We start from the raw sequence: 24,549 nt of genomic DNA on the forward strand, positions 1-24,549 counted from the left end.
ACCCCGCAATTCACCTCCCCGTCACCGTTCGTTGACCAGGGGTCACTTTCGGGTTAGTGGTGTGACGGAATCGTGCATGTCCATGACCGGCAGGCGACGTACACGAAGCGACCTCCTCCCCCTGTACACCCGCTTCACCCGGCAGGCCAGAGCCCATGCCCTGCGGGCAGGGGTGCTGGCGGCCTGTTCGTCGCTCGCTGTCGGTTGCGGGGTCCTCCCCGGTACCACGGGGGGTTCCGGGGACTCCCCGATCGTCGTCATGACCTGGGCGCCCGAGGACACGGCCGCCACCAACAAGCCCGGCATGCCCGCCTTCGCCCGCGCCTACGCCCGCTGGATCAACGACCACGGCGGGATCAACGGCCGCGATCTGAAGGTCCTGACCTGCAACGACCGCAATGACACGGTGGGCGCCGCGACCTGCGCCCGGCGCGCGGTCAAGGAGGGCGCCGTCGCCGTCGTCGGCTCCTACAGCCAGTACTCCGACTCCTTCCTCCCGCACCTGGAGGGCTCCGGCGTCCCCTACATCGGGGGCTACGGCGTCACCAACCAGGAGTTCACCAGCCCGCTGTCCTACCCGGTCAACGGCGGCCAGCCCGCGCTGCTGGCCGGCCTCGGGCGGGAGCTCGCCGAGGTCTGCGGCAAGGTCGCCCTGGTCCGCCCGGACACCATCGCGGGCGACGCCCTGCCCAGCATGCTGGACTCGGGCCTCACGGCGGGCGGCCACGACGCCGCGTCCGACCAGCGCGCCGCCGAGGACGCCACCGAGTACTCCGCGCAGGCCGCGCGGGCCTTGGACGCGGCCGACGGCCACGGCAAGGGCAAGGGCTGTGTGGTGCCCGCGCTCGGCGACCGCACCAGCACCTTCATGGACTCCTTCCGGCGCAGCGGCGAGGACACCGGCGCCGTGCGCACCGCGACCGTCCTCGGCAGCGTCGACCAGACGGTGATCAACTCCACCGGCGGGGCGAGCAGCCCGTACGAGGGCTCGTACGTCACCGGCTGGTACCCGGTCTCCAGCGACGGCCGCTGGAAGGAGATGAAGCAGATCATCAAGGAGGAGGCGTTCACCGACAACCGGATCGACGCCGACGACACGGGTGTGCAGACGACGTACATCGCGTACACCGTCTTCAAGAAGGCCGTGGAGTCGCTCGGGGGCGGCGAGGTGAGCGCCGACACGGTGCGCGGCGCCCTCGACGACGGGCTGAAGGTCACCACGGGCGGGCTCACGCCGACGCTGCGCTGGCAGTTCGCCGACCGTCTCGGCTCGGTCGGCCTGCCCCGTCTGGTCAACGCCGACGTGACCCTCCAGGTGGTCCGCAAGGGCCGGCTGGTGGCGGCCAAGAACGGCTTCGTCGACGTGACGAAGACCCTGGAGTCCGCCAACCTCGACTGAGCCGGGGCCCGGCTACAGCTGGGTCGGCTGGCGCTCCGTCAGTTCGTACTTGCGCGCGATGGAGTTCCACAGCGGCGCGGCCTTCGCCTTCTGGTTGCTGGCGGTGCCGCTGGAGCGGTTGCCTGCCTGGGTCTCCGGCGTGTTGCGCGCCTGGCCCTTCTTGCAGAACGCCTTGCGGTTGCCGGCGACCTGGTCGGCCCAGGCCGCGTAGTGGTTGTCGGCCGCCGCGGACGCCTGCCACGCCTTGGTGAGGGCGGCGGTGAGCGCGCCGTGGTCGGGCAGCTTGTCGACGCTCAGACCGGACAGCCGGGTGACGAGCTCCGTGCGCTGCTGGGCCGCGGCCCGCAGGTCGGTCGCGGCCTGCGCGAGGTTGCCGCACGACTTCACGTCGGCCACCGCGCTGATCACGCTGGCCCGGCTGTCGCCGCTGTCCGCGAGCAGCTTGTCCAGCTCGACGGCCTGCGCCTTGGCGGCGTCGGCCGAGGCCGGGGAGGAACCGGAGGTGGCGGGCTCGGAGGCGGCGACGGTCTTGTTGTCGTCCCCGCCGTCACCACCGCCGCCGAGGAGGGCTCCGGCGCCGATGCCCACGACGGCGAGGGCCACGCCGATCGCCGCGAACAGCGGCACGCGCGAGCCGCTCCGGCCGCTGCCGCGGCGTCCGTGATCGTCGGCGTCGTCGTGCACGGCGCGGCCGGCGCCGGGCGGTATGAAGGAGGACTGCGCCGGCCGCCCGACCCCCTGAGCCCCGTGCGCCCCATGCGTGCCATGCGTGCCATGGGTGCCGTGGAGCCCCTGCACCTGCGGTCCGTCGATGCGGGGCAGCTGCTGGGTGGAGCCGGCGGGCTGATCGGCACCGGTGCGGAAGAGGTTGTCGAACTCGGCGGGCGTGTGCCGCGCCTCACCGCCCGGGCCGCCGTACGGCCCCTGCGCGCCGGTCACCGGCGGGATGTACTGGGTGGCCTCGGCGTCGGAGCCACCGGCGCCGGGCATCGGCCCCGGGCCCGCCGGGGCGGCCTGCGCGTGCGGGGCGGTGCGGCCGAGGAACCGCGTGGCCTCGGCCGGGCTCTCGGGCGGCAGCGCACCGGGCACGACCGGCGGGATCAGCTGCGTCGCGCCGTCGTCCGTCCCCGGCGCGGGGGCGGTCACCGGCGGTATGTACTGCGTGGCCCCGTCGTCCATGGTCGGCGCGGCGGCGACCGGGGGGATCAGCTGCGTCGCGCCGTCGTCGACGGGCGGCAGGGCACCTCCGTACGTCGGCGGCTGCGCGGTCTCCGGGGGCAGGGGGCCGGGGCCCGGCTGCGCGGGGATGCCGTTCGCGGGCTGCGGTACGGAGCCCTGCTGCGGGCCGCTCCACGGGTCCGGCGCGGCCGAGCGGGACGCGTCCCACCGCTGGTCCGGGGGCAGCGGCCAGGCGCTCTGCTCCGGCTGCGGCGCGGGGGCCTGGTGCGGCGCGGGGGCCTGCTGCTGGGCCGAGCCCTGCTGCGGGTCCGGGCCCCAGGGCTGGCCCCAGGTCTGGCCGGCGGCCGGCTGAGGGCCGGGGCCGGCGTAGGAGCCGCCGGGCTGCGGGCCGCCGTACGGGCCGGGCTGCGGGGCGTTGCCGTACGCGCCGTCGTACCCGCCGGGGGCGCCCGGGGCGCCGTAGGAGCCGTGGCCCGTCGCGTCACCGCCGTAGGAGCCCGCCGCGGGGGCGCCTGTCATGCCCGGCAGCAGCGGTTCGCCGCCGTCGGAGGGCAGCACGATGCCTTCGCGCGCGGGTCGCGCCGAGGGCTCCTCGCCCTGTCCACTCTGCGTCACCAGGACTCCTACTAATGGGGGACCTTCGGAATCGTCGGCTCACGCTACCGGGTACCCGGAACCCCGTGCTACGCAGCTCAGGACGTGACCTCCTTCCCTGTGACCTCCCTAACAGATCGTCGGCCCGTCCGGAGCGCCGTCCATCGGCCTAACGGCGCCCCGGTGTCTCACGCGGCGGCCTGGAGTTCCAGCCGCGCCCCGAACTCCCGCACCACCGCCTCCTCCCGGAAGGGTTCGAGCCGCTGCTGGAGGTCCTCCAGATAGTCCGCGCCGCGGTTGGAGCGCAGTGTCTCCAGGAGCTCGACCGCCTTCAGGCCGGTATGGCAGGCCTGTTCGATCTCCCGCTGCTGGACCTGCGCCGTGGCCAGCAGGACGTACCCGATGGCCCGCCTGCGCGCCCTGGACGGCGGATGCCCGGCCAGCGACTGTTCCGCGCAGCGCGCCGCCGCCTCGGCCTGCCCCAGGTCGCGGTGGCAGTGCGCCAACTCGTCCGCGAGATACGCCTCGTCGAAGTGCGCGATCCACGCCGGATCGTCCCCGGCCGCCGGATCGGCCGACTCCAGCGCGGACACCGCCCGCCCGGACGCGGCCTGCGCGGCCCGTACGTCCCCCATGAGGGCGTGCCCGCGAGCCTCGGCCGCGTAGAACATCGCCTCCGCGCGCGGGGTCACGCGCCCACGCGCCCCCTCCTGCGCCGCGCGCGCCAACTGCGCGATCTCCCGCGGGTTTCCGAGCTGCGCGGCGAGATGGCTCATGGACGCGGCGAGGACATAGCCGCCGTAGCCGCGGTCCCCGGCCGCCTGCGCGAGCCGCAGCGCCTGGATGTAGTACCGCTGGGCCAGGCCCGGTTGACCGGTGTCGACCGCCATGTACCCGGCGAGCTCGGTCAGCCGGGACACCGCGGCGAACAGATCGCGGCCCACCGCCTCCCGGTAGGACCCGGCGAGCAGCCCCGAGACGACGCTGTTGAGGTAGTGCACGACGACCGGGCGCACATGCCCGCTGCCGTACTGGTGGTCGAGGTCGACGAGCGCCTGCGTCATGGCCCGTACGGCCGCCACGTCGGACTGCCCGACCCGGGGACCCGCCGAGCGTGCCACCTGGGCGTCCGGCGACGAGATCAGCCAGTCCCGGCTCGGCTCGACCAGCGCGGACGCGGCCACGGACGAACCGGAGAGGAAGTCGCGGCGCCCCACGTCGCTGCGCCACAGCTCGCAGACCTGCTCGATGGCCCCCAGTACCGTCGGCGAGAACTGGAGACCGACCCCGGACGCGAGGTTCTTGCCGTTGGCCATGCCGATCTCGTCGATCGTGACCGTACGGCCGAGTTTGCGGCCCAGCGCCTCGGCGATGATCGCCGGTGCGCGGCCCCGGGGCTGCTGGCCGCGCAGCCAGCGGGCCACGGACGTCTTGTCGTAGCGCAGATCGAGGCCGTGTTCGGCGCCGCACATGTTGACGCGGCGCGCGAGCCCGGCGTTCGAGCAGCCCGCTTCCTGGATGAGCGCCTGCAACCGTTCGTTCGGCTGCCGCGCGACGAGAGGCCTTGCGGCCATGGCATAACCCCCTGCGAACCCCTTGAGCGAAAAGATCCGGCCGTGAAGATCAATGCCCCGCGGACATAACGAAAATGCGAGGCATGCGAACTTTGCCGGGGTAAAGGCGGGAGCCGACCCCACCCCTGCCTACCCGCTCCCGCTCCCGTTCCTGCCGCGCGCCCCCGCCCGTGCACCCATGCGCCCCGGACGCCGAATCGATGCTCCTCCCCCGCGCACGCGCGCGGGCGTAACCCCTGGTGATCGCCAGAGTTGTGCTGGGCGTGGAAGAGACGATCCAGAGCACCGAAGCCGCTCACATCCCGAAGCAGCGCGGGGAATCGCTGCAGGAAACCGCCGTCCGCTACGCCGAGGAGCGCCACTGGGACGTCTTCCCCGGCACCTGGCTGGAACCCGTCGACGGCGTGCAGCGCTGCTCGTGCGAGGACGCCGAGTGTGCCGCGCCGGGGGCGCATCCCGCGCGGCCCGACTGGGCGACGCAGGCCACCGGCAGCGCGACCGTCGCGCGCCGGATGTGGCAGAAGCAGCCGACCGCGTCGATCCTGCTGCCGACGGGGCGTACGTTCGACGCGATCTCCGTACCGGAGACGGCCGGGTTCCTCGCGCTGGCGCGCATGGAGCGGATGGAACTGACGCTGGGGCCCGTCACGTTGACGCCGGACCGGCGGATGATGTTCTTCGTGCTGCCGGGGGCGTCGGTGAAGGTGCCGGAGCTGGTGCGCAAGCTGGGGTGGTCGCTGGGGTCGCTGGATCTGGTGGCGCTGGGCGAGGGGGCGTATGTGGCTGCGCCGCCCACGCGGTTCGGGTCGCGGGGGGCCGTGCAGTGGGCCTGCCGGCCTACGCCCGCGAATCGGTGGTTGCCGGATGCGGAGGAATTGATCTCGCCGTTGGCCTATGCGTGCGGTCGGGATCGGTAGCGCATTCCCGTCTGCCTCGTCATCGTTGTCGGCGGGTGCGGGTTCGTGGTGGCTGGTCGCGCAGTTCCCCGCGCCCCTCTTAGGTTGGCTTACATGACGTCGGCCGTATGTGTACGTGGTCTCTGGAAGCGGTTCGGGCAGCATGTTGCCGTGGCTGGGATCGATCTCGAGTTGCCCGCCGGGAAGTTCATCGGGCTCGTCGGGCCCAACGGGGCGGGGAAGACCACCACCCTGTCCATGGTGACCGGGCTGCTCCGGCCCGACGCGGGGGACGTCGAGGTCGTCGGGCACGACGTGTGGCGGGACCCCGTCGCCGTGAAGGCGCGGATCGGGGTGCTGCCGGAGGGGCTGCGGCTCTTCGAGCGGCTGTCGGGACGGGAACTGCTCGGCTACACCGGGCGATTGCGCGGCCTGCCGGGAGCCGAGGTCGACAAACGGGCCACCCAACTGCTCGACGTCCTCGACCTCGCCGGCGCCCAGCACAAGCTCGTCGTCGACTACTCCACCGGCATGCGCAAGAAGATCGGGCTCGCGGCGGCGCTGCTGCACAACCCCGAGGTGCTGTTCCTCGACGAGCCGTTCGAGGGCGTCGACCCGGTGTCCGCGCAGACCATCCGGGGCGTCCTGGAGCGGTACACGGCCTCCGGCGCGACCGTCGTCTTCTCCTCCCACGTCATGGAGCTCGTCGAATCGCTGTGCGACTGGGTGGCCGTGATGGCGGCCGGCCGGATCCGCGCCCACGGCACGCTCGCACAGGTGCGCGGCGACGCGCCCTCGCTCCAGCGGGCCTTCCTCGAACTGGTCGGCGCGCAGGGCCGGGACGGCGGCACCGACCTCGACTGGCTGGGCGGCGGCGCCCGATGAGCGCCGTGACCGCGACCGTCGTACGGCTGAAACTGTCGCTGCTGCGCAACGGACTGCGGCAGTCCGGCGGACGGCGGGCCGCCTACGTCGCCTCCGCGGCCCTCGTGCTGCTGTTCGCCGCGCTCCAGCTGATCGGGCTGATCGCGCTGCGCGGGCACGCCCACGCCGCGTCCCTGGTGGTGCTGCTCGCCGCCGTGCTGGGGCTGGGGTGGGCGGTGATGCCGCTGTTCTTCCCCGGCGGCGACGAGACGCTGGACCCCACCCGGCTGGTGATGCTGCCGCTGCGCCCGCGCCCCCTGGTCCGGGCCCTGCTGGCGGCCTCCCTCGTCGGCATCGGGCCGCTGTTCACGCTGCTGATGCTCGTCGGGTCGGTGGTGGCCGTCGCGCACGGGGCGGCCGCGTACGCCGTCGGCGCCGTCGCCGTCCCCCTCGGGCTGCTGGTGTGCGTGGCCCTCGCCCGGGCCGTGGCCGCCGCCAACATCCGTCTGCTGACCAGCCGCAGGGGGCGCGATCTGGCCGTGCTGAGCGGACTGGTCGTCGCGATCGGCGCGCAGGTCGTCAACTTCGGTGCGCAGCGGCTCGGTTCGTCGGGCCTCGGGCAGCTGGATCCGGCGGCGGACGTGCTGCGGTGGGTGCCGCCGGCGTCGGCGATCGGCGCGGTCGACGCCGCGAGCCGGGGGTCGTACGGCGTCTCGGTGCTCCAACTGCTCCTGACCGCCGGGGCGGTGGCGGCGCTGGTGGCGGTGTGGGCGCGGAGCCTGACGCGGCTGATGACCTCGCCCGACGGCTCCACCCTCCAGGCCGCCGAGCCGGGCCCACGGGAGCGGCGCGGCGCGCACGGGCTCGGGCGGCTGCTGCCCGGCGGGCGCACCGGGACCGTCATGGAACGCAGCCTGCGCTATGTGTGGCGGGACCCGAAGACCAAGGCGGCCTGGGTGACCTCCCTGGCCATCGGTCTGATCGTGCCGGTCTTCAACGCCCTCCAGGGCACCGGCTCGATCTATTTCGCCTGCTTCGCCGCCGGGATGCTCGGCATCCAGATGTACAACCAGTTCGGGCAGGACACCTCGGCGTTCTGGATGGTCGCCACGACCATCTCCTCGACCCGGGACGCCTACGTCGAACTGCGCGGGCGCGCGCTGGCCCTCCTGGTGATCACCCTGCCTTACGCGGCTCTGGTCACCGTGCTCACGACGGCCCTGCTCGGTGACTGGCCGAAACTGCCGGAGGTGCTGGGCCTGTCCTTCGCGCTGCTGGGCGCGATGCTGGCGACGGGCGCGTGGACCTCGGCCCGCTTCCCGTACTCCATCCCCCAGGAGGGCTACAAGAACGTGGCCCCCGGCCAGGCCGGCCTCGCCTGGATCGCCATCTTCGGCGGCATGGTCGCGGCGGCCCTGCTGTGCGCCCCGGTCATCGCGGCCACGATCTGGCTGAACGTCAGCGAGGGCGGGCGGGCGTGGGGTTGGCTGCTGCTGCCGGTGGGAGCGGCGTACGGGACGGCGATCACCTATGTCGGCCTACGCCTGGCGGCCCCGAGGACGGCGTCCAGACTCCCGGAGATCCTGTCGGCGGTGAGCAGGGGCTGAGGGGGCTTCTCGGGCAGGGATCAGCCCCCGAAAGGGGCGCCTCGCTTCTGGAGGCGCGCGCTCACACCGCTCGCACGGACTCGAGAAACGGCTCGACAGCCGCCCGCCACGCCTCGGGCTGGTCGTAATGGACAAGGTGCCCGGCGTCACCCACCTCGGCGTACTCCCCTCGCGGCAGCACCCGCACCATCTCCTGCGCCTCCGCCCGCCCCAGCTCCCCGTCCAGCCCCCGCAGCACCAGCGTCGGGCACTGGACCTGCGCCAGCTCCTCCCAGTGCGCGTCGTACACCCACGTCTCCCGGCTCCGCAGCATCTGCTCGGGCTCGAAGACGGGCCGCCAGCCGTCGGCGGACTCCTGCATGACCTCGGCGTAGAACGCGCCGCGTGAGGGGGTCGGCCGCTCCACCCAGGGGTCGTCCTCGCCGAACCACTTGCGGACGTCGGCCAGCGTGGCGAAGGGGACGGGCCAGGACTTGAACCAGTCGGCCCACTCGCGCTGAGAGGCCGCTCCGAGGGCGGAGGCCCGCATGTCGCAGATGACGAGGCCGCTGACGAGGTCGGGGCGCTTCGCGGCGAGCTGCCAGGCGGTGAGCGCGCCCATGGCGTGGCCGATGAGGACGGCGGGGGCGAGTCCGAGCTGTTCGAGGGCGGCCTCGGCGTCGTCGACGTAGGCCTCGCGGGTGAACGCGGCCTGTGGGGGCTTCTCGCTCTGGCCGTGGCCTCGCTGGTCGAGAGCGACGGCGCGATGCCGCTCGGAGAGCCAGCGGGCGGTGGCGGCCCAGTGGGAGGCGCGGCCCATCAGGCCGTGCAGTAACAGGACACCGGGGGTGCCGGGCTCCTGCGGGGTGATGTCGCCGTGCGGGGCGGGGTGGTCGAGGGGGCCGGGCGTGGCGGACGGGCCGGGCGTGACGGACGGGCCGGGCTCGTCGTACGGGCCGGGCTGGTCGGGGACGAGTTTGGGCGGGTCGCCGAACTCCCAGGCCGCCAGGCGTACACCGCCCGCCCCGGTCACGTCGATGCGTCGCGCCATTGGTTCTGGCACCCCCTGGCTTCGCTCGGCCGCTGCCCACTCATGAGTGTCCCGCGTTGACTCGCGCTCACCCGCAGACTATCGAACCCACATTCGAAAAACGCCTTCGCGGCAGGTAACACCCCTCGTTCGAGTGACGGCGCTCAAGGAATGATCGGCGCTGCCGAGGGGAGATCTTCTGCGGGAGGCGGACCGCTCGGGGAAACCGGTCCGAGGGGAATGACTCTGAGAGCTCGGGGCTCCGGGTCAGCACAGGGGAGGACAGGCCCCGGCGCCGCAAGGCGCCGGGGCCCTCCGCTCGTCTGCGGCACATCTTCCCGCCCCCCTCAGGTCATATGCCTCACGCGACAGCCTGGCACGAGACGCGGCGCGGCGCTGCGAATTCCCACGGACGAGACGCGGCTTCCTCCGCAGGAATCACGGGGGAGCAGGTCAGCGCTTGGCGACGAAGACGTGGGATGCGATCTCGGCCTCCAGCTCGGCGGCCTCACCGCCGCTGCCGACCAGCACCCCGCCGGCCGACTCCGTCACGCTGACCACCGAGCCGGGCTGCACGCCGGCGCGGCGCAGGGTGTACATCAGCTGGGCGTCGGTCTGGATGGGCTCGCCGATCCTGCGGACGACGACCGTCTTGCCCTCCAGGCCCGGGTCGAGCTCGGCGAGGGAGACCATGCCCTCGTCCAGGAAGGGGTCGGCGCCGTCCTTCTCGCCGAGCTCCTCCAGGCCGGGGATCGGGTTGCCGTACGGCGATTCGGTGGGGTGGCGCAGGAGCTCCAGGACGCGGCGCTCGACGGCCTCGCTCATCACGTGCTCCCAGCGGCAGGCCTCGGCGTGGACCTGCTCCCACTCCAGGCCGATGACGTCGACGAGGAGGCACTCGGCGAGGCGGTGCTTGCGCATGACGCGGGTGGCCAGGCGGCGGCCCTCGTCGGTCAGCTCCAGATGGCGGTCGCTGGCGACGGAGACGAGGCCGTCCCGCTCCATCCGCGCGACCGTCTGGCTGACCGTGGGGCCGCTCTGGTCGAGTCGCTCGGCGATACGGGCGCGCATGGGGACGACACCCTCCTCTTCGAGTTCGAGGATGGTGCGGAGATACATCTCCGTCGTGTCGATCAGTCCGGACATACGTGCCCCTCGATGAGATCTCGCTGCGCTGGCCCTGGCCTTGTTTCAATTCTGCCGGATGCCGGTGACAACCGGTGCGGGGCGGAGGAAACGACCGGATTTCGTGGGGGGTGGCGCCTTGCCTCGCCGGGTGCGGCTCGCCGGACGCCGGCCTCGACCTCGACCTGGAGCTCGGCCTCGGCCTCGTCTCAGGGTGGCCGTATTGACAGGGCATTGGTCCAGACCGCACCGTGATCCGCGACACGGCACGGGAACACGGACACCGGACACGGCTAAGGGGTCTCTCGGATGAGTGACGGCAAGCTCGGCGGACAGTTCTTCGACGCGGCGATCGGGCTGCTCCAGCGGGTCCGCGACGAGGAGGCCGAGGCCGTCGTGGCCGCCGGTACCGCGCTCGCCGACACCGTCGTCTCCGGCGGCCGGCTCTTCGCCTTCGGCGCCGGGCACTCCTCCCTCGCCGCCCAGGACGTCGTCTACCGCGCGGGCGGCCTCGCGCTCATGAACCTGCTCGCCGTCCCGGGTGTCGTCGGCGTCGACGTCGTCCCGGCCACCCTGGGCTCCGCCCTGGAGCGCGTCGACGGCCTGGCGGGTGCCGTCCTCGACACCTCGCCCCTGCGCGCCGGGGACGCCCTGGTGATCATCTCCCTGTCGGGGCGCAACGCCCTGCCCGTCGAGATGGCCCTCGGGGCGCGCGCCCTCGGCGTCACGGTCATCGGCGTGACCTCGGTGGCGTACGCGACGGAGACGACGTCACGGCACTCCTCCGGGACCTTCCTGAAGGACCACTGCGACATCGTCCTCGACTCGAAGATCGCCGTCGGGGACGCCGAGCTGACCCTGGACTCCGTACCCGCCCCGTTCGCGCCCGCCTCCACCGTCGTCACCACGGCCCTCCTCCAGGCCGTGCTGGCCACCGCCGCCGGCGTCCTCGCCGAGCGCGGCGTCGAGCCGCCCCTCCTGCGCTCCGGCAACGTCGACGGCGGCCTGGAGTGGAACGACAGGATCATGGAGCAGTACCGGGACCGGATCTTCTACCGCCGCTGAGCCATCTCAGTGGCCATGCGTCCGCCTCAGTCCCCCGTCGCCGTCCCCGCCAGGTCCAGCGCCGTCGCGATGCGCAGGGCCACGTCCTCCGCGTACATGGTGTCCGAGCGCTCGAACGGGGCTCTGCCGCGCCCCCGCAGGAACGTCACGACGCCCAGCGTGCGGCCCCTGCTGCGCAGCACCGTGCACAGGGCGTGGACGGTGTCCTCGGGCCACTGACGGGTGCGCGCCCATGCGCGGGCCTGGTCCGGCGGGACACTGCCGCTGCCCGCGCGCACGGAGCCGGCCCGGGCCACGCATTGCAGCGCGGGGTGACCGTCGGCGTAGTGCACGGGCAGGCCGGCCTGGTTGGTGAGCGCGGCGGGGCCCGGTCCGCCGGACGGGGTCTCGGCGATCCGGGACAGCCGCAGCGGGCTCGTCCCCATCCCGCCGTCGGCCGGTTCGGCGCCCGCGAGGCGGTCGATCAGCGCGTGGTCGGCGAACCCGGCCAGCGCGAAGTCGAGATGGACGGTGACCGCCTCGGCCGGGTCCTCGCACTCGGCGGCCGCGCGGGCGGCCCGGTGCAGCTGGTTGGTGCGGAAGCGCAGCACCGACGCCTCCTGCTCGCCCTGCTTGGCCTCGGTGACGTCCTGGAACAGCCAGCCGACGCCGAGCGGCACGGGCTCCTCGGCGAGCGGTGAGGCCAGCCGCAGGAAGCCGCTGCGCCAGCAACGCCGCTTCTCGCCGTCCGCCGTGCGCACCCCGACCCACATCTCGGCGGGCGCGGGCGGCGCGCCCTCGGCCAGGACGTGCGTGAGCGCGTTCTCCACCTCCTCGACGCCCTGGGTGAGCAGCTCGCCCAGGGGGCGCCCGAGAGCGGCCGTACGCCCCGTGCCGAGCGCCCGCGCGGCGTGCGCGTTGACGACGGCGGGACGCAGGTCGGCGTCGACCAGGACGACCCCCCAGGAGGCGTCCTCCAGCAGCGCCTCGCTCAGCGCGATGGACCGCTCCAGGTCGATCTGCGTGTGTACCTCGCTGAACGCGCAGTACAGGCCGGCCGGCTTGCCTTCCGGGCCTCGTACGGCGGCGGACTGGGTGCGTACGAGGACCCGGCCGCCGTCCTTGGTGAGCAGCGCGAACTCGTGCACCTGGCGGCCGGGGGCGTGCATGGCGGCCATCAGCCGGCCCTCGACCTCCTCGGCGTCCGCCTCGCGCACCGCCCAGCCGGCGAACCCGCGCCGGCCCACCGCCTCGGCGGCGCTCCAGCCGAGGATGCGCTCGGCCTCGCGGTTCCAGTGCGTGACCACACCGTCCGCGTCGAAGGCGCACAGCGCGGCGTCCATGCCGTCGAGCAGCGCCGCGAGCAGATCGGCGCCGTCGTGTCCCTCGGAGCCGACCGGACCCCCGGAACCGCTCCGCCGCGGCGGCTCGGGCTCGTCCGGCCCCAGCTCGTCCGTGGCCCCACTACGCCGGGAAGCACTCACCTGGACCCCCTGCAGGCTGCGTCACTGGCCTTCATTCAACTCGAACGTGACGCAGCCCACACAGGGTTCCCGCAATATTGCAGAGGAATCGTTGTAGATCGGCGGGTGCCCGGTGGGAGCCTCCAGCCGCAGGTCGATCCACAGATCGCTCTCGCCGTCCAGGACGTATCGGTCGGTCTCGGCGAACCCGCGCGCGAGGGCGAACGCGAGGCCCTCCTCGTTGACCGCCAGCACGCACGTCTCGATCGCCCGCGCCTTCAGCACGCGCGCGTGCGCGAGGCCGTCCTCGTACAGGGCGGTGCCGTGGCCGCGTCGGCGGAAGCCGGGCAGCACCCGCGCGATGACGGTCGCCACGCCCTCCTCGGGGTCCGGCGGGCGCACGGTGGAGCAGCCGACGAGGACGTCACCGGCGTAGGCGTTGCACAGCCGGTAGCGGCCGGCGCGGTCGCGCGCCTCGTCGAGGGACATCGCGGCCGGGGGCACGATCACGTTGTGGACGTGCCGCCACTGCTCCAGCATCGCGTCGCCGACGACCGGTTCGATACGAAGATCAGTCACGACGGCAGACAAACGCACGACCGTGCACACGTCAACGGGATTGCCGTGGTCAGCCGGTGGGACCCTGGGTCCGGCGCCGGGCGTCGACCTCGATCTCGATCCGCATCCGGGGGTCGGCCAGACCGCACTCCAGCATCGTCGCGGCCGGGCGCACCTCGCCGAAGGTGCGGCGCAGCACCGGCCAGCACGGCTCGAAGTCGGCGCGGTCGGGCAGCAGGTAGCGCACCCGCACCACATCCTCGAACCCGGCACCGGCCTCGGCGAGCGCCGCACCGATATTGCGCAGACACTGCTCGGCCTGTTCGACGACGTCGTCGGAGATGGTCATGGTCGCGTAGTCGTACCCGGTCGTCCCCGACACATGCACCCACTCACCGTCGACAACGGCACGGGCATACCCGATCTGCTCCTCGAACACGGACCCACTGAGAACACGCCGTCGCTCTGTCATGCGCGGAACGCTAGGTGAGCTGCTGTTATACGTCCAATAGCGAGAAGTGGACCATCTCATATCTCCGGCGATATAGCTGGAGCATGGAACGTCGTCCACCACTGCCGCCCCTCCCCCAGCTGCACGCCTTCGTCGTCCTCGCCCAGGAGCTGCACTTCGGTCGGGCGGCCGAGCGGCTGGGGATCGCTCAACCGCCGCTGAGCCAGCAGATCCGCCGTCTGGAGGACCGTGTGGGGCACCCGTTGTTCAGCCGGGAGCCGGGCCGCGTCGCCCTCACTCCGGCCGGCCGGGAACTGCTGCCCGCCGCCCGCCGCGCCCTGACCGGTCTGGGCGACGGGCTGGCGGCCGCGCGGGCCGCCGGGGAGGGCCGCAGCGGGCGGCTGCGCATCGGCTTCGCGGCGTCGCTGGCGTTGACCCTGCTGCCGGGACTGCTGAACGCGCACCGGGAGCGACTGCCGGACGTCCACCTCGACATCCGCGAGATGACGACGGCCCCTCAACTGGACGCGCTGCGCGAGGGCGCGATCGATGTCGGGCTGGTCCGGGAGCCGCCGGACCAGGATCCGGAGCTGTCCTTCCGCACGATCGACAGGGAGCCGTTCGTGGCGGTCCTGCCGGACGCCCATCCGCTGGCCGCGCGCCGCACGGTCGCCCTGGCCGACCTCGCCGACGCGCCCTTCGTCCTGCTGCCGCGCGAGATGGGGCCCGGCCTTCACCACCGGATCACCTCCCTGTGCTCCGGGGCGGGCTTCCTCCCCCGGGTCGTCCAGGAGGCCGTCGAGTGGCAGACGGTGTGCGCGCTCGTCGAGACCGGCCTGGGGGTGTCCCTCGCGCCTGCCGGCATCCGCCGCATCCGGCTGGAGGGCGTGGCCTTCCGGGCCGTGGACCCATCGACCGCCGATACGGCCGTCGCGGTCGCCTGGCGGACCGGCGATACGAATCCGCTGGTGGGACGCCTACTGGCGACAATCACGCGAGGTTTGTCAAAAACCGGTTGAACGGGCGCCGAGACGGTTCTTAAAGTGTCGACTACTTCGGAAAGGAGGTGGTTCGGCAGATGTATGCATACCGGACGGAAGAGGTGACTGCGGGCTAGCAGCCCGTCGTCGTACTCGGTTCGGCGCCGGACCGGCGTGTTCTTGGAGCGCGCAGCCGGCCAATTCCAACGCAGTCACCCGACCCGCGAGTCGCCGGTACGTCCGGCCGGCTCCTCCGCTGGAGGACCAGGCTCGCGGGTCGCCTGCGTTTTCGGGATCTTTTGCGGCAGTGAGCCCCGCCACACACGAAATCTTCGGCGGGCAGTACTCTTGTCGCATGCTTTCGCTCGTCAGGCGCCGCCACGTGGACTACGTCCGCGTCACGAGCATGGGCTGTCGACGCTCCATCTGAGCCGTCCGGCCCGTTTTTCCGAGCTTTCGCGTTTCTCGCACTGCTTCCCGCCTGCCGGCACCTCGCGCGGTCACCGCCGCCTTCCCCCACCCGTACCCGTACACCCACGCGGACGCATCCATGACTCTCACGTCGACGAACCCGTCGTACCAGCAACTGCCGATCATCGACCTCTCGGCCGCCGACTCCGGCCCCCAGGCGCGCGCCCTGCTGCACGCGCAGCTGCACAGCGCCGCGCACGACGTGGGCTTCTTCCAGCTCGTGGGGCACGGGGTGACCGAGCGGGAGACCGAGCGGCTCCTGACCGCCATGCGGGCCTTCTTCGCACTGCCGGAAGCCGAGCGGCTGGCGATCGACAACGTCAACTCGCCCCACTTCCGCGGCTACACGCGCACCGGCGACGAGCGGACCGGAGGCCGGCAGGACTGGCGCGACCAGCTCGACATCGGCGCCGAGCGCCCCGCGCACGTGCCGGGGGCCGACGAGCCCGCGTACTGGTGGCTGGAGGGCCCGAACCAGTGGCCCGCCTCCCTGCCCGAGCTGCGCGCCGCCGCGCTCGCCTGGATCGAGCGGCTCAGCGGCGTCGCCGAGAAGCTGCTGCGCGAGCTGCTCACGGCCATCGGCGCGCCGGCCGACTTCTACGACCCGATCTTCGGCGAGCGGGCGCATCCGCATCTGAAGCTGGTGCGCTACCCGGGCAGCGCCGGTAACGGCGCCGACCAGGGCGTCGGCGCCCACAAGGACTACGGATTCCTGACCCTGCTGCTCCAGGACCAGGTGGGCGGGCTCCAGGTGCAGCGCGAGGACGGCCTCTTCCACGACGTGCCGCCGCTGCCGGGCGCGTTCGTCGTCAACCTCGGCGAGCTGCTGGAGGTCGCGACCAACGGCTATCTGGTGGCCACCAACCACCGGGTCGTATCGCCGCCGAGCGCCGTGGAGCGCTTCTCCGTCCCGTTCTTCTACAACCCGCGCCTGGACGCCCGGGTGGAGCCGCTGCCCTTCCCGCACGCCTCCGCGGCCCCCGGCGTGACGGCCGATCCGTCGAACCCCTTGTTCGCCGAGTACGGCTACAACGAGCTGAAGGGCAAGCTGAGGGCCCACCCGCTGGTCGCGGAACGCCACCACGCGAGCCTTCTCACTCCGGCTTAGGGGTCACCGAAAGGGGCGCGGGGAACTGCGCGACCAGCCCACAAGGGCCCGCAGTCGCCCGCGCTCCTCAATCCACTCCTCAGTGGGCGATCTCGTCGTACCCCTCGATGTCCTGCGGACGCCGGGGCCCCGGCCCCACATACCTCGCAGAGGGCCGCACCAGCCGCCCCGTCCGCTTCTGCTCCAGGATGTGCGCCGACCAGCCGGCGGTCCGCGCACAGGTGAACATCGAGGTGAACATGTGCGCCGGCACCTGGGCGAAGTCGAGCATGATCGCCGCCCAGAACTCCACGTTGGTGGCGAGCACGCGGTCGGGCCGGCGGTTGTGCAGCTCCTCCAGCGCGGCCTTCTCCAGGGCCTCGGCGATCTCGTAGCGCGGCGCGCCCAGCTCGCGCGCGGTGCGTCGCAGCACGCGCGCGCGGGGGTCCTCGGCCCGGTACACCCGGTGCCCGAAGCCCATCAGGCGCTCGCCCCTGTCCAGGGCCTGCTTCACGTACGCCTCGGCGTCGCCCGTGCGTTCGATCTCCTCGATCATGTGCAGGACGCGCGAGGGGGCGCCGCCGTGCAGGGGGCCGGACATCGCTCCGACGGCGCCGGAGAGGGCGGCGGCCACGTCCGCTCCGGTGGAGGCGATGACGCGGGCGGTGAAGGTGGACGCGTTCATGCCGTGCTCGGCGGCGGACGTCCAGTAGGCGTCGACGGCGGCCACGTGCTTGGGGTCGGGCTCGCCGCGCCAGCGGATCATGAAGCGTTCGACGACGGACTGCGCCTTGTCGATCTCCCGCTGCGGCACCATCGGCAGACCCTGGCCGCGCGCCGACTGGGCGACGTACGACAGGGCCATGACGGCGGCGCGGGCGAGGTCCGCGCGGGCCTGCTCGGCATCGATGTCGAGGAGGGGTTTGAGGCCCCACACGGGGGCGAGCATGGCGAGCGCGGACTGGACGTCGACGCGGATGTCTCCGGAGTGGACGGGGATCGGGAACGGCTCGGCGGGCGGCAGGCCGGGGTTGAACGCGCCGTCGACGAGCAGGCCCCAGACGTTGCCGAAGGAGACATGGCCGACCAGGTCCTCGATGTCGACGCCGCGATACCTGAGCGCGCCGCCTTCCTTGTCCGGTTCGGCGATCTCCGTCTCGAACGCGACGACTCCCTCGAGTCCGGGTACGAAGTCGGACATCAGGCGGCTCCTCGTGATGTGTGCGACGGGTCTGTGGGGGTGGGGGTGGGGGTGGTGCGGGTGCGGTCTTTCTGTGGTGCGGGTGCGGTCTGTTTCTGGTGCGGGGCGCGGCTGGGACGGTCTGCGGTCCCCGGGGGCGGCTCGCGGTCCCTGGCGGTCGCCCCGGGTGGTGCCCCGTGCGGTGGTCATGCCCCGTGCGGATGGCGGTCACCCAACAGGGGCCGCATCAGCACGATATCTCCGAGTGCCACCTTTGGGGAGTGCTTACGGCACTCAGTGCCATGCGGGGTGGCGTGGCGTTCGCGGGTACGCGGCCGTACGGCAAGATGACCGCGTGACCGACCGAGACGCCGTGCCCTTCGATCCCGACGCCGATCCGCTGCCCGATCCCGCGTCGATGCGCAAGCAGTACCGGGCCGAGGGCCTCGACGAGGACGAGCTGGCCGGGACGCCCGTGGAGCAGTTCGCGCGCTGGTTCCGGGAGGCCGCCACGCAGGCGCATCTCTTCGAGCCGAACGCGATGATCGTCTCCACGGCGGACGCGGAGGGGCGGCCCAGCTCGCGTACGGTGCTGCTGAAGCAGTTCGACGAGCGCGGCTTCGTCTTCTACACCAACTACGACTCCCGCAAGGGCCGCGACCTCTCCGAGAATCCCTATGTCTCGTTGCTCTTTCCGTGGCATCCGATGGCCCGGCAGGTCATCGTGCGGGGCGTGGCGCGGCGCACCGGGCGGGACGAGACGGCGGCGTACTTCCGGACCCGGCCGCACGGCTCGCAGCTGGGCGCCTGGGCCAGCGCCCAGTCGTCGGTCATCCTCTCCCGCGCCGAACTGGACGCCTCCTACGCCGAACTCGCCGCCCGCTACCCGGAGGGCGAGCAGGTCCCGGTCCCCCCGCACTGGGGCGGGTTCCGGGTGGCCCCCCAGGCCGTGGAGTTCTGGCAGGGCCGCCTGAACCGTCTCCACGACCGCCTGATCTACGTGGCGGAGCCGGACGGCAGCTGGCGTGTGGAGCGCCTGAGCCCGTGAGGGCCGCGCTCAGCCCAGTGCCGACTCCAGGAGTTCTCCCCATTGGGCCACCACTCTTTCCCGGCGCTGGGTGTCGTCGGTGAGGAGGGTGGCCAGGCCCAGGCCGCGGGCCATGTCGAGGAGGCCCTGGACGGTTTCGCGGACGCCGGGGCGGGATTCGTCGGCGCCCAGGAGGTCGACGGCCACGCGGTGGGACTCGCGGCCCACTCGGGCCTCCAACTCGGTTACGCGGGCGCGCAGTTGTTCCTCGTTGGAGGCGGCCACCCAGAGGTGGAGGGCGGCGCGGAAGAGGGGGCCGGTGTAGAGGTCGACCAGGGCCGCGACCACCGCGCGGCGGTCGCCTGCCGCGCCCTGCGGGAACAGGGCGCGCAGGGCGGTGGAGCGCTCCTCGGCGACGTATTCGACCGCCGCCGTGAACAGGTCCTCGCGGGTGCGGAAGTGGTGTTGGGCGGCGCCCCGGGAGACGCCGGCGCGCTCGGCGACGACCGACACCGTGGAGCCCGCCCAGCCGTGCTCGGCGAGGCAGGCCACGGCGGCCTCCAGGAGCCGCTGCCGGGTGGCCCGGCTGCGGTCCTGCTTGGGGAAGCGGTCGGTGTCGCCACGGTCGTGGGTGGTCGCGGCACCAGTCACAGCACCCATGGTGGATCCCGTCGTTCTAGGAAGGCCGTCATCCCCTCGCGGGCGGGTGCGGAGGAGAAGAGGCGCGCCGAGAGCGCGGTGAGGTGGTCCGCGTCCCGGTCGAATGCCTCCAGCACCCTAGCCGTGAGCAGCCGTTTCGTCTCGGCCAGCGCCTCGGGTTCCGCTCTGCGCAGGCCGTCGAGGACGGGGGCGAGGACGGCGTCGACGTCGTCGCCGGTCGCGGTGAGCAGGCCGAGGCCGGCCGCCTGGGCGGCGTCGAAGCGCTCTCCGGTGAGGTAGTAGCGGGCGAGGGCGCGCGGGTCGGTGCGGGGGAGCAGCGGCAGGGTGATGACGGCGGGTGCCACGCCGATCCGTACCTCCGTGAAGGCGAACGACGCCGTGCCGCTCGCGGCCGCGATGTCGCAGGCGGCGAGGAGGCCGAGGCCGCCCGCGCGGACGTGCCCGGTGACGCGGGCGACGACGGGTCTGGGCAGCTCGACGATCTGTCGCAGCAGCCCGACGAAGGCGTCCGGGTCGGGCGGGTCGCGCAGGTCGGCGCCCGCGCAGAACGTGCCGCCGCTGTGGGTGAGGACGACGGCCCGCAGATCGGGGTCCTTGCCGCAGTCGGCGAGCGCGCCGGTCAGGGCGTCGACGAGGGCCGACGAGAGGGCGTTGCGGGTGTCGGTGGCGTCGAGGCTGAGGGTCTCCACGCCCCGCGCGCGGGTGCGTCCGAGGAGGGTCATGGGCGCTCCTTGAGCCGGCGGCGCAGGATCTTGCCGGAGGCCGCGCGGGGCACGGCGTCGATGAAGGTGATCCGGCGGACCCGCTTGTAGGGGGCGACGCGCTCGGCGACATACATCATGATCTCTCCTTCGGAGAGATCGGCGGCGGGCCGGCGGACCACGTACGCGTGGGGCACTTCGTTGCCGTCGTCGTTGTACGTGCCGACGACCGCCGCGTCCTCTATGCCGGGGTGGGTGAGCAGCAGGGCCTCCAGTTCGGCCGGGGCCACCTGGAAGCCCTTGTACTTGATGAGTTCCTTGACCCTGTCGACGACGAACAGCCAGCCGTCGGCGTCGACATGGCCGACGTCACCGGTGTGCAGCCAGCCGTCGGGGTCGATCATCGCGGCGGTGGCGTCGGGCCGGCCGAGGTAGCCCTTCATGACCTGCGGGCCCCGGATGAGGATCTCGCCGGGCTCGCCGACGCCGAGGTCCTTGTCGGGGTCGGTGAGGGAGACGATGCGCATCTCGGTGCCGGCGATGAGCTTGCCGACGGTGCCGGGCGGGGCCTGGCGCATGGCGTCCAGGGGGACGACGTGGGTGCCCGGGGACAGCTCCGTCATGCCGTACGCCTGGCCGAGCGGGGGCAGGTCCAGGCGCTGCGCGCAGGCGGCGGCGAGGTCGGCGTCCAGGGGGGCGGCGGCGCTGATGACGTGCCGCAGCGACGACAGGTCGTAGCCGGTGACCGCGGGGTGCTTGGCGAGGGCCAGGACGATCGGCGGGGCCACGTAGAGGTCGGTGATGCGGTGTCTCTGGATGGCGGCGAGGAAGGTCTCCAGCTCGAAGCGGGGCAGGACGACCACGGTGGCGCCCTGTCGCAGCGGGGCGTTCATCAGGGCGGTCAGGCCGTAGATGTGGAAGAACGGCAGCACGGCCAGGATGCGGTCGCCCGGGCCGGCGGGGATGGCCGGTTCGAGCTGGGCGAGGTTGGTGGCGATCTGCCGGTGGGTGAGCATCACGCCCTTGGGGATACCGGTGGTGCCCGAGGAGTACGGCAGGACGGCGACGTCGGCCGACGGGTCGATGTCGGGCCGCGGCTCGGGGGCGCGGGTGCCCAGCATGTCGATCAGTGAGCGGTGTCCGGGCGCGCTGTCGCAGAGGAAGATCTCCTCGACGCCGCCGGACAGTTCGCAGGCGCGGCGGGCGGTCTCCAGCAGCGGGGAGACGGTGACGATCCAGCGGGCGGCCGAGTCGCGCAGTTGCTTGGCGAACTCCTCGGCCGTGGCGAGGGGATGCACGGTGGTGACGGTGGCGCCCGCGCGCGTGGCCGCGTAGAACGCGGTGGGGAAGGCGATGGTGTTGGGGCTGTGCAGGGCCAGCACATCGCCCTTGCGGACGCCGGCGTCGGCGAGGCCGGCGGCGATGCGCCGGTGGAACCGGTCCACCTGCTCGTACGTGAGCGTGGTGCCGTCGGTGCCGTCGATCAGCGCCGGGAGGTCGCCGAACTCGGCGGCGCGGCCCAGGACGGCGTCGTGGATGGGCAGTTCTACGGCGGGAACGTCTGCGTACTCACTGCGGAACACGGTTCCTCCTCGCGCACGGCACTGTGCTGGTCAGTACGACTTGGGCAGGCCCAGGCTCTGGTGGGAGACGTAGTTGAGAATCATCTCCCTGCTCACCGGGGCAATACGAGCCACGCGCGAGGCCGTTATCAGTGAGGCGAGGCCGAATTCTCGGGTGAGGCCGTTGCCGCCGAGGGTCTGCACGGCCTGGTCGACGGCCTTCACGCAGGCCTCCCCCGCCGCGTACTTCGCCATGTTCGCCGCCTCGCCGGCGCCGGTGTCGTCCCCCGCGTCGTACAGATGGGCCGCCTTCTGCATCATCAGGCGGGCCAGTTCCAGTTCGATGTGGGCCTGGGCGAGGGGGTGGGCGATGGCCTGGTGGGCGCCGATGGGGGTGGTCCACACCGTGCGGTCGCGGGCGTACTCGACGGCGCGCGCGAGGGCGTAGCGGCCCATGCCGATCGCGAAGGCGGCGGTCATGATCCGCTCGGGGTTGAGTCCGGCGAAGAGCTGGAGCAGGCCCGCGTCCTCGTCGCCGACGAGGGCCTCGGCGGGCAGCCGCACGTCGTCGAGGACCAGCTCGAACTGCTTCTCCTCACTGCGCAGTTCCATGTCGATGCGGCGGCGGGAGAAGCCGGGGGCGTCGCGCGGGACGATGAACAGGCAGGGCTTGAGGCGGCCGGTGCGGGCGTCCTCGGTGCGGCCGACGATGAGTGTCGCGTCCGCGATGTCCACGCCGGAGACGAACACCTTGCGGCCGGTGAGCAGCCAGTCGGTGCCGTCGCGGCGGGCCGTGGTGGTGATGCGGTGGCTGTTGGAGCCGGCGTCGGGCTCGGTGATGCCGAAGGCCATGAGGCGGGAGCCGTCCGCCAGGGCGGGGAGCCACTCCCGCTTCTGGGCGTCCGTGCCGAAGCGGGCGATCACCGTGCCGCAGATCGCCGGGGAGACGATCATCATGAGCAGCGGGTTGCCGGCGGTGCCCAGTTCTTCGAGCACGAGGGAGAGTTCGGTGATGCCGCCGCCTCCTCCGCCGTATGCCTCCGGGAGGTTGACGCCGATGTAGCCGAGCTCGGCCGCTTTCTGCCAGAGGTCCAGGTGGCCGAGGCCGGTGTGGGCCTTGGCGAAGGACGAGACTGCTTCTCGGAGGGCCTGGTGCTCTTCCGGTTCCCTGTAGGTGGTCATCGGTCTCCTTCGGGCTTTCCGTCGTCCGTGGTTGCTCGCGCTCGCGCGGCGGAGCCGCGTATCGATACGGCCCCGCGCCCCGTCAGGTCGCTTCCTCGACCACTGCCAGGAGCGCCCCTACCTCCACCTGCTGTCCTGTCGTCACCGGCAACGCGGTCAGGACGCCGGTCACCGGGGCCGTGATGCGGTGTTGCATCTTCATCGCTTCGAGCCACATCAGCGGTTCGCCCTCGCGGACACTCGATCCGGTGATGAGACCGTCCGCGATCTTGACGACCGTGCCCGGCATCGGGGCCAGCAGGGAGCCGGGGGCCCGCTGGGTCGCCGGGTCCGGGAAGCGGGGGAGGACCGTCAGGGCGGTGGCGCCGACGTGGACGCGGTCGCCGTAGCGGGCGACCTCGTAGCGGCGGCGCACGCCGTCGATCTCCAGGACGACCAGGGAGCCGTCGACGTGGATCACCTGCACCCCGTCGGCGCGCAGGCCCTCCCGGGTGTGCCGGTAGCGGACCTCGTGTTCCTGACCCGCCATCGCGTACCGCTTGGTCTGCGGCTGCGAGGGAACGTTGCGCCAGCCGCCGAAGCGGGAGCGGCCGTGGGCGTCGGCGAGGGCGGCGGCGAGCGGGGCGAGCGGGTCGGGGGCCGCCTCGGTCAGTTCCGTGAGGTGGCGGTCGTAGAAGCCCGTGTCCATGCGGGCCGAGGTGAACTCCTCGTGCCGCAGTGAGCGGATCAGCAGGTCCCGGTTGGTGACCGGGCCGTGCAGGCGCATCCGCTCCAGGGCGCCGGAGAGCCGGCGGATCGCCTCCTGGCGGGTCGGGGCGTGGGCGATCACTTTGGCCAGCAGGGGGTCGTAGTGGACGCCGATCTCGTCGCCGTCGGTGTAACCCGTGTCCAGGCGGATGCCGTCGGGGGCGGTGAGGCGGTGCAGGGTGCCGGTCTGCGGGGCCCAGTCGCGGGCGGGGTCCTCCGCGTACAGGCGGGCCTCGACGGCGTGGCCGCGCGCGCGGGGCGGAGTGTCGGGCAGGGCGCCGCCCTCGGCGATCCTGATCTGCTCGGCCACCAGGTCGACGCCGAACACGGCCTCGGTGACGGGGTGTTCCACCTGGAGGCGGGTGTTCATCTCCAGGAAGTGCGCCCTGCCGTCCGCGACGAGGAACTCGACGGTGCCCGCGCCCACGTAGTCCACGGCCCGCGCGGCGCGCACGGCCAGCGCGCGCAGCTCCTCCGTGAGCGCCTCCGCGAGCCCGGGCGCCGGCGCCTCCTCGATCACCTTCTGGTGGCGGCGTTGCAGGGAGCAGTCGCGCGTGCCCAGCGCCCACACCGTGCCGTGCGTGTCCGCGAGCACCTGCACCTCGACGTGGCGCCCGCGCTCGATGTACGGCTCGACGAACACCTCGCCGTCACCGAAGGCGCTCGCGGCCTCGGCGCGCGCCCCCTCCAGCGCGGCGCTCAAGTCCTCGAGACGGCGCACGATCCGCATCCCGCGCCCCCCGCCGCCGGCGGCCGCCTTCACCAGCACCGGCAGATCCGCCTCGGTGACCTCGCCCAGCGGCGCGAGGCCCATCAGCTCCTTGGCGCGCGTCTTGGACGCCATCGCCTCGATGGCCTCGGGGGGCGGGCCGATCCACACCAGGCCCGCGTCGAGCACCGCGCGCGCGAAGCCGGGGTTCTCGGAGAGGAACCCGTAGCCGGGGTGCACGGCGTCCGCGCCGGCCGCGAGGGCCGCCTTCACGATCAGATCGCCGCGCAGATACGTCTCGGCGGGCGCCGAACCCGGCAGTCGTACCGCCCGGTCCGCCACGCGCGCGTGGAGGGCGTTCTCGTCCGCGTCCGAGTGCACGGCGACCGTGCGGATGCCCGACTCCCGGCAGGTACGGAAGACACGGCACGCGATCTCGCCCCGGTTGGCGACGAGCACAGAAGCAATCACCGAAGAGCC

Annotated in this window: 21 protein-coding genes; 8 read left to right on the forward strand and 13 right to left on the reverse strand. The window is 72.8% G+C overall.

Going from position 1 to position 24,549, the window contains the following annotated elements; all coding sequences use genetic code 11:
- The first annotated feature begins 82 nt into the window (after nucleotides 1-82).
- Nucleotides 83-1,399 carry an ABC transporter substrate-binding protein gene (locus ACZ5NW_RS31015; RefSeq protein WP_468747285.1) on the forward strand — a complete coding sequence of 439 codons (1,317 nt, stop codon included), beginning with the start codon at nucleotides 83-85 and terminating at the stop codon, nucleotides 1,397-1,399.
- Between the two features lie 12 nt (nucleotides 1,400-1,411).
- On the opposite strand, the gene ACZ5NW_RS31020 is transcribed toward ACZ5NW_RS31015, so the two are convergent.
- Together ACZ5NW_RS31020 and ACZ5NW_RS31025 are read right to left on the reverse strand one after the other, a co-directional pair.
- The gene (locus ACZ5NW_RS31020) at nucleotides 1,412-3,193 is read right to left on the reverse strand and encodes a hypothetical protein (protein WP_468747286.1); all 1,782 of its coding nucleotides are present in this window, start codon (nucleotides 3,191-3,193) and stop codon (nucleotides 1,412-1,414) included.
- Nucleotides 3,194-3,360: 167 nt separating this feature from the next.
- Complete coding sequence (locus ACZ5NW_RS31025; RefSeq protein WP_468747287.1) at nucleotides 3,361-4,746, reverse strand: transcriptional regulator; 1,386 nt, start codon at nucleotides 4,744-4,746, stop codon at nucleotides 3,361-3,363.
- Between the two features lie 254 nt (nucleotides 4,747-5,000).
- On the opposite strand from ACZ5NW_RS31025, the gene ACZ5NW_RS31030 reads away from it, so the two are divergent.
- The 3 genes from ACZ5NW_RS31030 to ACZ5NW_RS31040 all read left to right on the forward strand — a co-directional run bounded on the left by ACZ5NW_RS31030 (nucleotide 5,001) and on the right by ACZ5NW_RS31040 (nucleotide 8,113).
- Complete coding sequence (locus ACZ5NW_RS31030) at nucleotides 5,001-5,663, forward strand: bifunctional DNA primase/polymerase (protein ID WP_468747353.1); 663 nt, start codon at nucleotides 5,001-5,003, stop codon at nucleotides 5,661-5,663.
- A 93-nt stretch (nucleotides 5,664-5,756) separates the two neighbouring features.
- Nucleotides 5,757-6,527, forward strand: coding sequence for an ABC transporter ATP-binding protein (locus ACZ5NW_RS31035; RefSeq protein ID WP_468747288.1), 771 nt, complete (start codon nucleotides 5,757-5,759; stop codon nucleotides 6,525-6,527).
- Nucleotides 6,524-8,113: a transporter gene (locus tag ACZ5NW_RS31040; RefSeq protein WP_468747289.1), complete on the forward strand. Its 1,590-nt coding sequence runs from the start codon at nucleotides 6,524-6,526 to the stop codon at nucleotides 8,111-8,113. Before ACZ5NW_RS31035 ends, ACZ5NW_RS31040 begins: the two co-directional genes overlap by 4 nt.
- Nucleotides 8,114-8,174: 61 nt before the next feature.
- On the opposite strand, the gene ACZ5NW_RS31045 is transcribed toward ACZ5NW_RS31040, so the two are convergent.
- Entirely contained in the window at nucleotides 8,175-9,143 is a 969-nt protein-coding gene (locus ACZ5NW_RS31045) for an alpha/beta fold hydrolase (RefSeq protein ID WP_468747290.1), read from the reverse strand.
- 432 nt (nucleotides 9,144-9,575) lie between these two features.
- Nucleotides 9,576-10,268 (reverse strand): metal-dependent transcriptional regulator, encoded by a 693-nt coding sequence (locus ACZ5NW_RS31050; RefSeq protein WP_468747291.1) that lies wholly within the window; start codon nucleotides 10,266-10,268, stop codon nucleotides 9,576-9,578.
- 288 nt (nucleotides 10,269-10,556) lie between these two features.
- Here ACZ5NW_RS31050 and ACZ5NW_RS31055 point away from each other — a divergent pair, with 288 nt between their 5' ends.
- Nucleotides 10,557-11,312 (forward strand): SIS domain-containing protein, encoded by a 756-nt coding sequence (locus tag ACZ5NW_RS31055; protein WP_468747292.1) that lies wholly within the window; start codon nucleotides 10,557-10,559, stop codon nucleotides 11,310-11,312.
- Between the two features lie 26 nt (nucleotides 11,313-11,338).
- Here the strand turns inward: ACZ5NW_RS31055 and ACZ5NW_RS31060 are convergent, their stop codons facing one another.
- From ACZ5NW_RS31060 to ACZ5NW_RS31070, 3 genes are read right to left on the reverse strand one after another with little or no spacing between them, the layout of a single operon-like run.
- On the reverse strand, nucleotides 11,339-12,775 hold the full coding sequence (locus ACZ5NW_RS31060; protein WP_468747293.1) for a PAS domain-containing protein: 1,437 nt from the start codon (nucleotides 12,773-12,775) through the stop codon (nucleotides 11,339-11,341).
- A 21-nt stretch (nucleotides 12,776-12,796) separates the two neighbouring features.
- Complete coding sequence (locus tag ACZ5NW_RS31065) at nucleotides 12,797-13,333, reverse strand: GNAT family N-acetyltransferase (protein ID WP_468747294.1); 537 nt, start codon at nucleotides 13,331-13,333, stop codon at nucleotides 12,797-12,799.
- A 49-nt stretch (nucleotides 13,334-13,382) separates the two neighbouring features.
- Complete coding sequence (locus ACZ5NW_RS31070) at nucleotides 13,383-13,784, reverse strand: RidA family protein (RefSeq protein ID WP_468747295.1); 402 nt, start codon at nucleotides 13,782-13,784, stop codon at nucleotides 13,383-13,385.
- Between the two features lie 83 nt (nucleotides 13,785-13,867).
- Between ACZ5NW_RS31070 and ACZ5NW_RS31075 the strand changes: the two genes are divergently transcribed.
- Both ACZ5NW_RS31075 and ACZ5NW_RS31080 read left to right on the forward strand, forming a co-directional pair.
- Nucleotides 13,868-14,782: a LysR family transcriptional regulator gene (locus ACZ5NW_RS31075; RefSeq protein WP_468747296.1), complete on the forward strand. Its 915-nt coding sequence runs from the start codon at nucleotides 13,868-13,870 to the stop codon at nucleotides 14,780-14,782.
- 511 nt (nucleotides 14,783-15,293) lie between these two features.
- Nucleotides 15,294-16,322, forward strand: a complete 1,029-nt coding sequence (locus ACZ5NW_RS31080) for an isopenicillin N synthase family dioxygenase (protein WP_468747297.1) — start codon at nucleotides 15,294-15,296, stop codon at nucleotides 16,320-16,322.
- Between the two features lie 79 nt (nucleotides 16,323-16,401).
- On the opposite strand, the gene ACZ5NW_RS31085 is transcribed toward ACZ5NW_RS31080, so the two are convergent.
- Complete coding sequence (locus tag ACZ5NW_RS31085) at nucleotides 16,402-17,502, reverse strand: citrate synthase 2 (RefSeq protein ID WP_468747298.1); 1,101 nt, start codon at nucleotides 17,500-17,502, stop codon at nucleotides 16,402-16,404.
- A gap of 334 nt (nucleotides 17,503-17,836) precedes the next feature.
- Here ACZ5NW_RS31085 and pdxH point away from each other — a divergent pair, with 334 nt between their 5' ends.
- Nucleotides 17,837-18,529, forward strand: coding sequence for a pyridoxamine 5'-phosphate oxidase (gene pdxH, locus ACZ5NW_RS31090; protein WP_468747299.1), 693 nt, complete (start codon nucleotides 17,837-17,839; stop codon nucleotides 18,527-18,529).
- 9 nt (nucleotides 18,530-18,538) lie between these two features.
- Here the strand turns inward: pdxH and ACZ5NW_RS31095 are convergent, their stop codons facing one another.
- The 5 genes from ACZ5NW_RS31095 to ACZ5NW_RS31115 form a co-directional block, all read right to left on the reverse strand.
- Nucleotides 18,539-19,168, reverse strand: a complete 630-nt coding sequence (locus ACZ5NW_RS31095; RefSeq protein ID WP_468747300.1) for a TetR/AcrR family transcriptional regulator — start codon at nucleotides 19,166-19,168, stop codon at nucleotides 18,539-18,541.
- Nucleotides 19,156-19,890: an enoyl-CoA hydratase family protein gene (locus tag ACZ5NW_RS31100; RefSeq protein WP_468747301.1), complete on the reverse strand. Its 735-nt coding sequence runs from the start codon at nucleotides 19,888-19,890 to the stop codon at nucleotides 19,156-19,158. The genes ACZ5NW_RS31095 and ACZ5NW_RS31100 overlap by 13 nt, the downstream gene beginning before the upstream one ends.
- Nucleotides 19,887-21,452: a 4-coumarate--CoA ligase family protein gene (locus ACZ5NW_RS31105; RefSeq protein ID WP_468747302.1), complete on the reverse strand. Its 1,566-nt coding sequence runs from the start codon at nucleotides 21,450-21,452 to the stop codon at nucleotides 19,887-19,889. The genes ACZ5NW_RS31100 and ACZ5NW_RS31105 overlap by 4 nt, the downstream gene beginning before the upstream one ends.
- Before the next feature lie 30 nt (nucleotides 21,453-21,482).
- Nucleotides 21,483-22,613: an acyl-CoA dehydrogenase family protein gene (locus ACZ5NW_RS31110; protein ID WP_468747303.1), complete on the reverse strand. Its 1,131-nt coding sequence runs from the start codon at nucleotides 22,611-22,613 to the stop codon at nucleotides 21,483-21,485.
- Between the two features lie 82 nt (nucleotides 22,614-22,695).
- Entirely contained in the window at nucleotides 22,696-24,540 is a 1,845-nt protein-coding gene (locus tag ACZ5NW_RS31115) for an acetyl/propionyl/methylcrotonyl-CoA carboxylase subunit alpha (protein ID WP_468747304.1), read from the reverse strand.
- Nucleotides 24,541-24,549: the final 9 nt, after the last annotated feature.

Source organism: Streptomyces sp. NPDC032126, from assembly GCF_055580085.1.

Bases quoted from the DNA above. Each gene is read 5' to 3' on its own strand.
- ACZ5NW_RS31015 (WP_468747285.1), top strand. From the start codon at position 83: ATGACCGGCAGGCGACGTACACGAAGCGACCTCCTCCCCCTGTACACC.
- ACZ5NW_RS31025 (WP_468747287.1), bottom strand. From the start codon at position 4,746: ATGGCCGCAAGGCCTCTCGTCGCGCGGCAGCCGAACGAACGGTTGCAG.
- ACZ5NW_RS31035 (WP_468747288.1), top strand. From the start codon at position 5,757: ATGACGTCGGCCGTATGTGTACGTGGTCTCTGGAAGCGGTTCGGGCAG.
- ACZ5NW_RS31040 (WP_468747289.1), top strand. From the start codon at position 6,524: ATGAGCGCCGTGACCGCGACCGTCGTACGGCTGAAACTGTCGCTGCTG.
- ACZ5NW_RS31045 (WP_468747290.1), bottom strand. From the start codon at position 9,143: ATGGCGCGACGCATCGACGTGACCGGGGCGGGCGGTGTACGCCTGGCG.
- ACZ5NW_RS31050 (WP_468747291.1), bottom strand. From the start codon at position 10,268: ATGTCCGGACTGATCGACACGACGGAGATGTATCTCCGCACCATCCTC.
- ACZ5NW_RS31055 (WP_468747292.1), top strand. From the start codon at position 10,557: ATGAGTGACGGCAAGCTCGGCGGACAGTTCTTCGACGCGGCGATCGGG.
- ACZ5NW_RS31070 (WP_468747295.1), bottom strand. From the start codon at position 13,784: ATGACAGAGCGACGGCGTGTTCTCAGTGGGTCCGTGTTCGAGGAGCAG.
- ACZ5NW_RS31075 (WP_468747296.1), top strand. From the start codon at position 13,868: ATGGAACGTCGTCCACCACTGCCGCCCCTCCCCCAGCTGCACGCCTTC.
- ACZ5NW_RS31080 (WP_468747297.1), top strand. From the start codon at position 15,294: ATGACTCTCACGTCGACGAACCCGTCGTACCAGCAACTGCCGATCATC.
- ACZ5NW_RS31085 (WP_468747298.1), bottom strand. From the start codon at position 17,502: ATGTCCGACTTCGTACCCGGACTCGAGGGAGTCGTCGCGTTCGAGACG.
- ACZ5NW_RS31095 (WP_468747300.1), bottom strand. From the start codon at position 19,168: ATGGGTGCTGTGACTGGTGCCGCGACCACCCACGACCGTGGCGACACC.
- ACZ5NW_RS31100 (WP_468747301.1), bottom strand. From the start codon at position 19,890: ATGACCCTCCTCGGACGCACCCGCGCGCGGGGCGTGGAGACCCTCAGC.
- ACZ5NW_RS31110 (WP_468747303.1), bottom strand. From the start codon at position 22,613: ATGACCACCTACAGGGAACCGGAAGAGCACCAGGCCCTCCGAGAAGCA.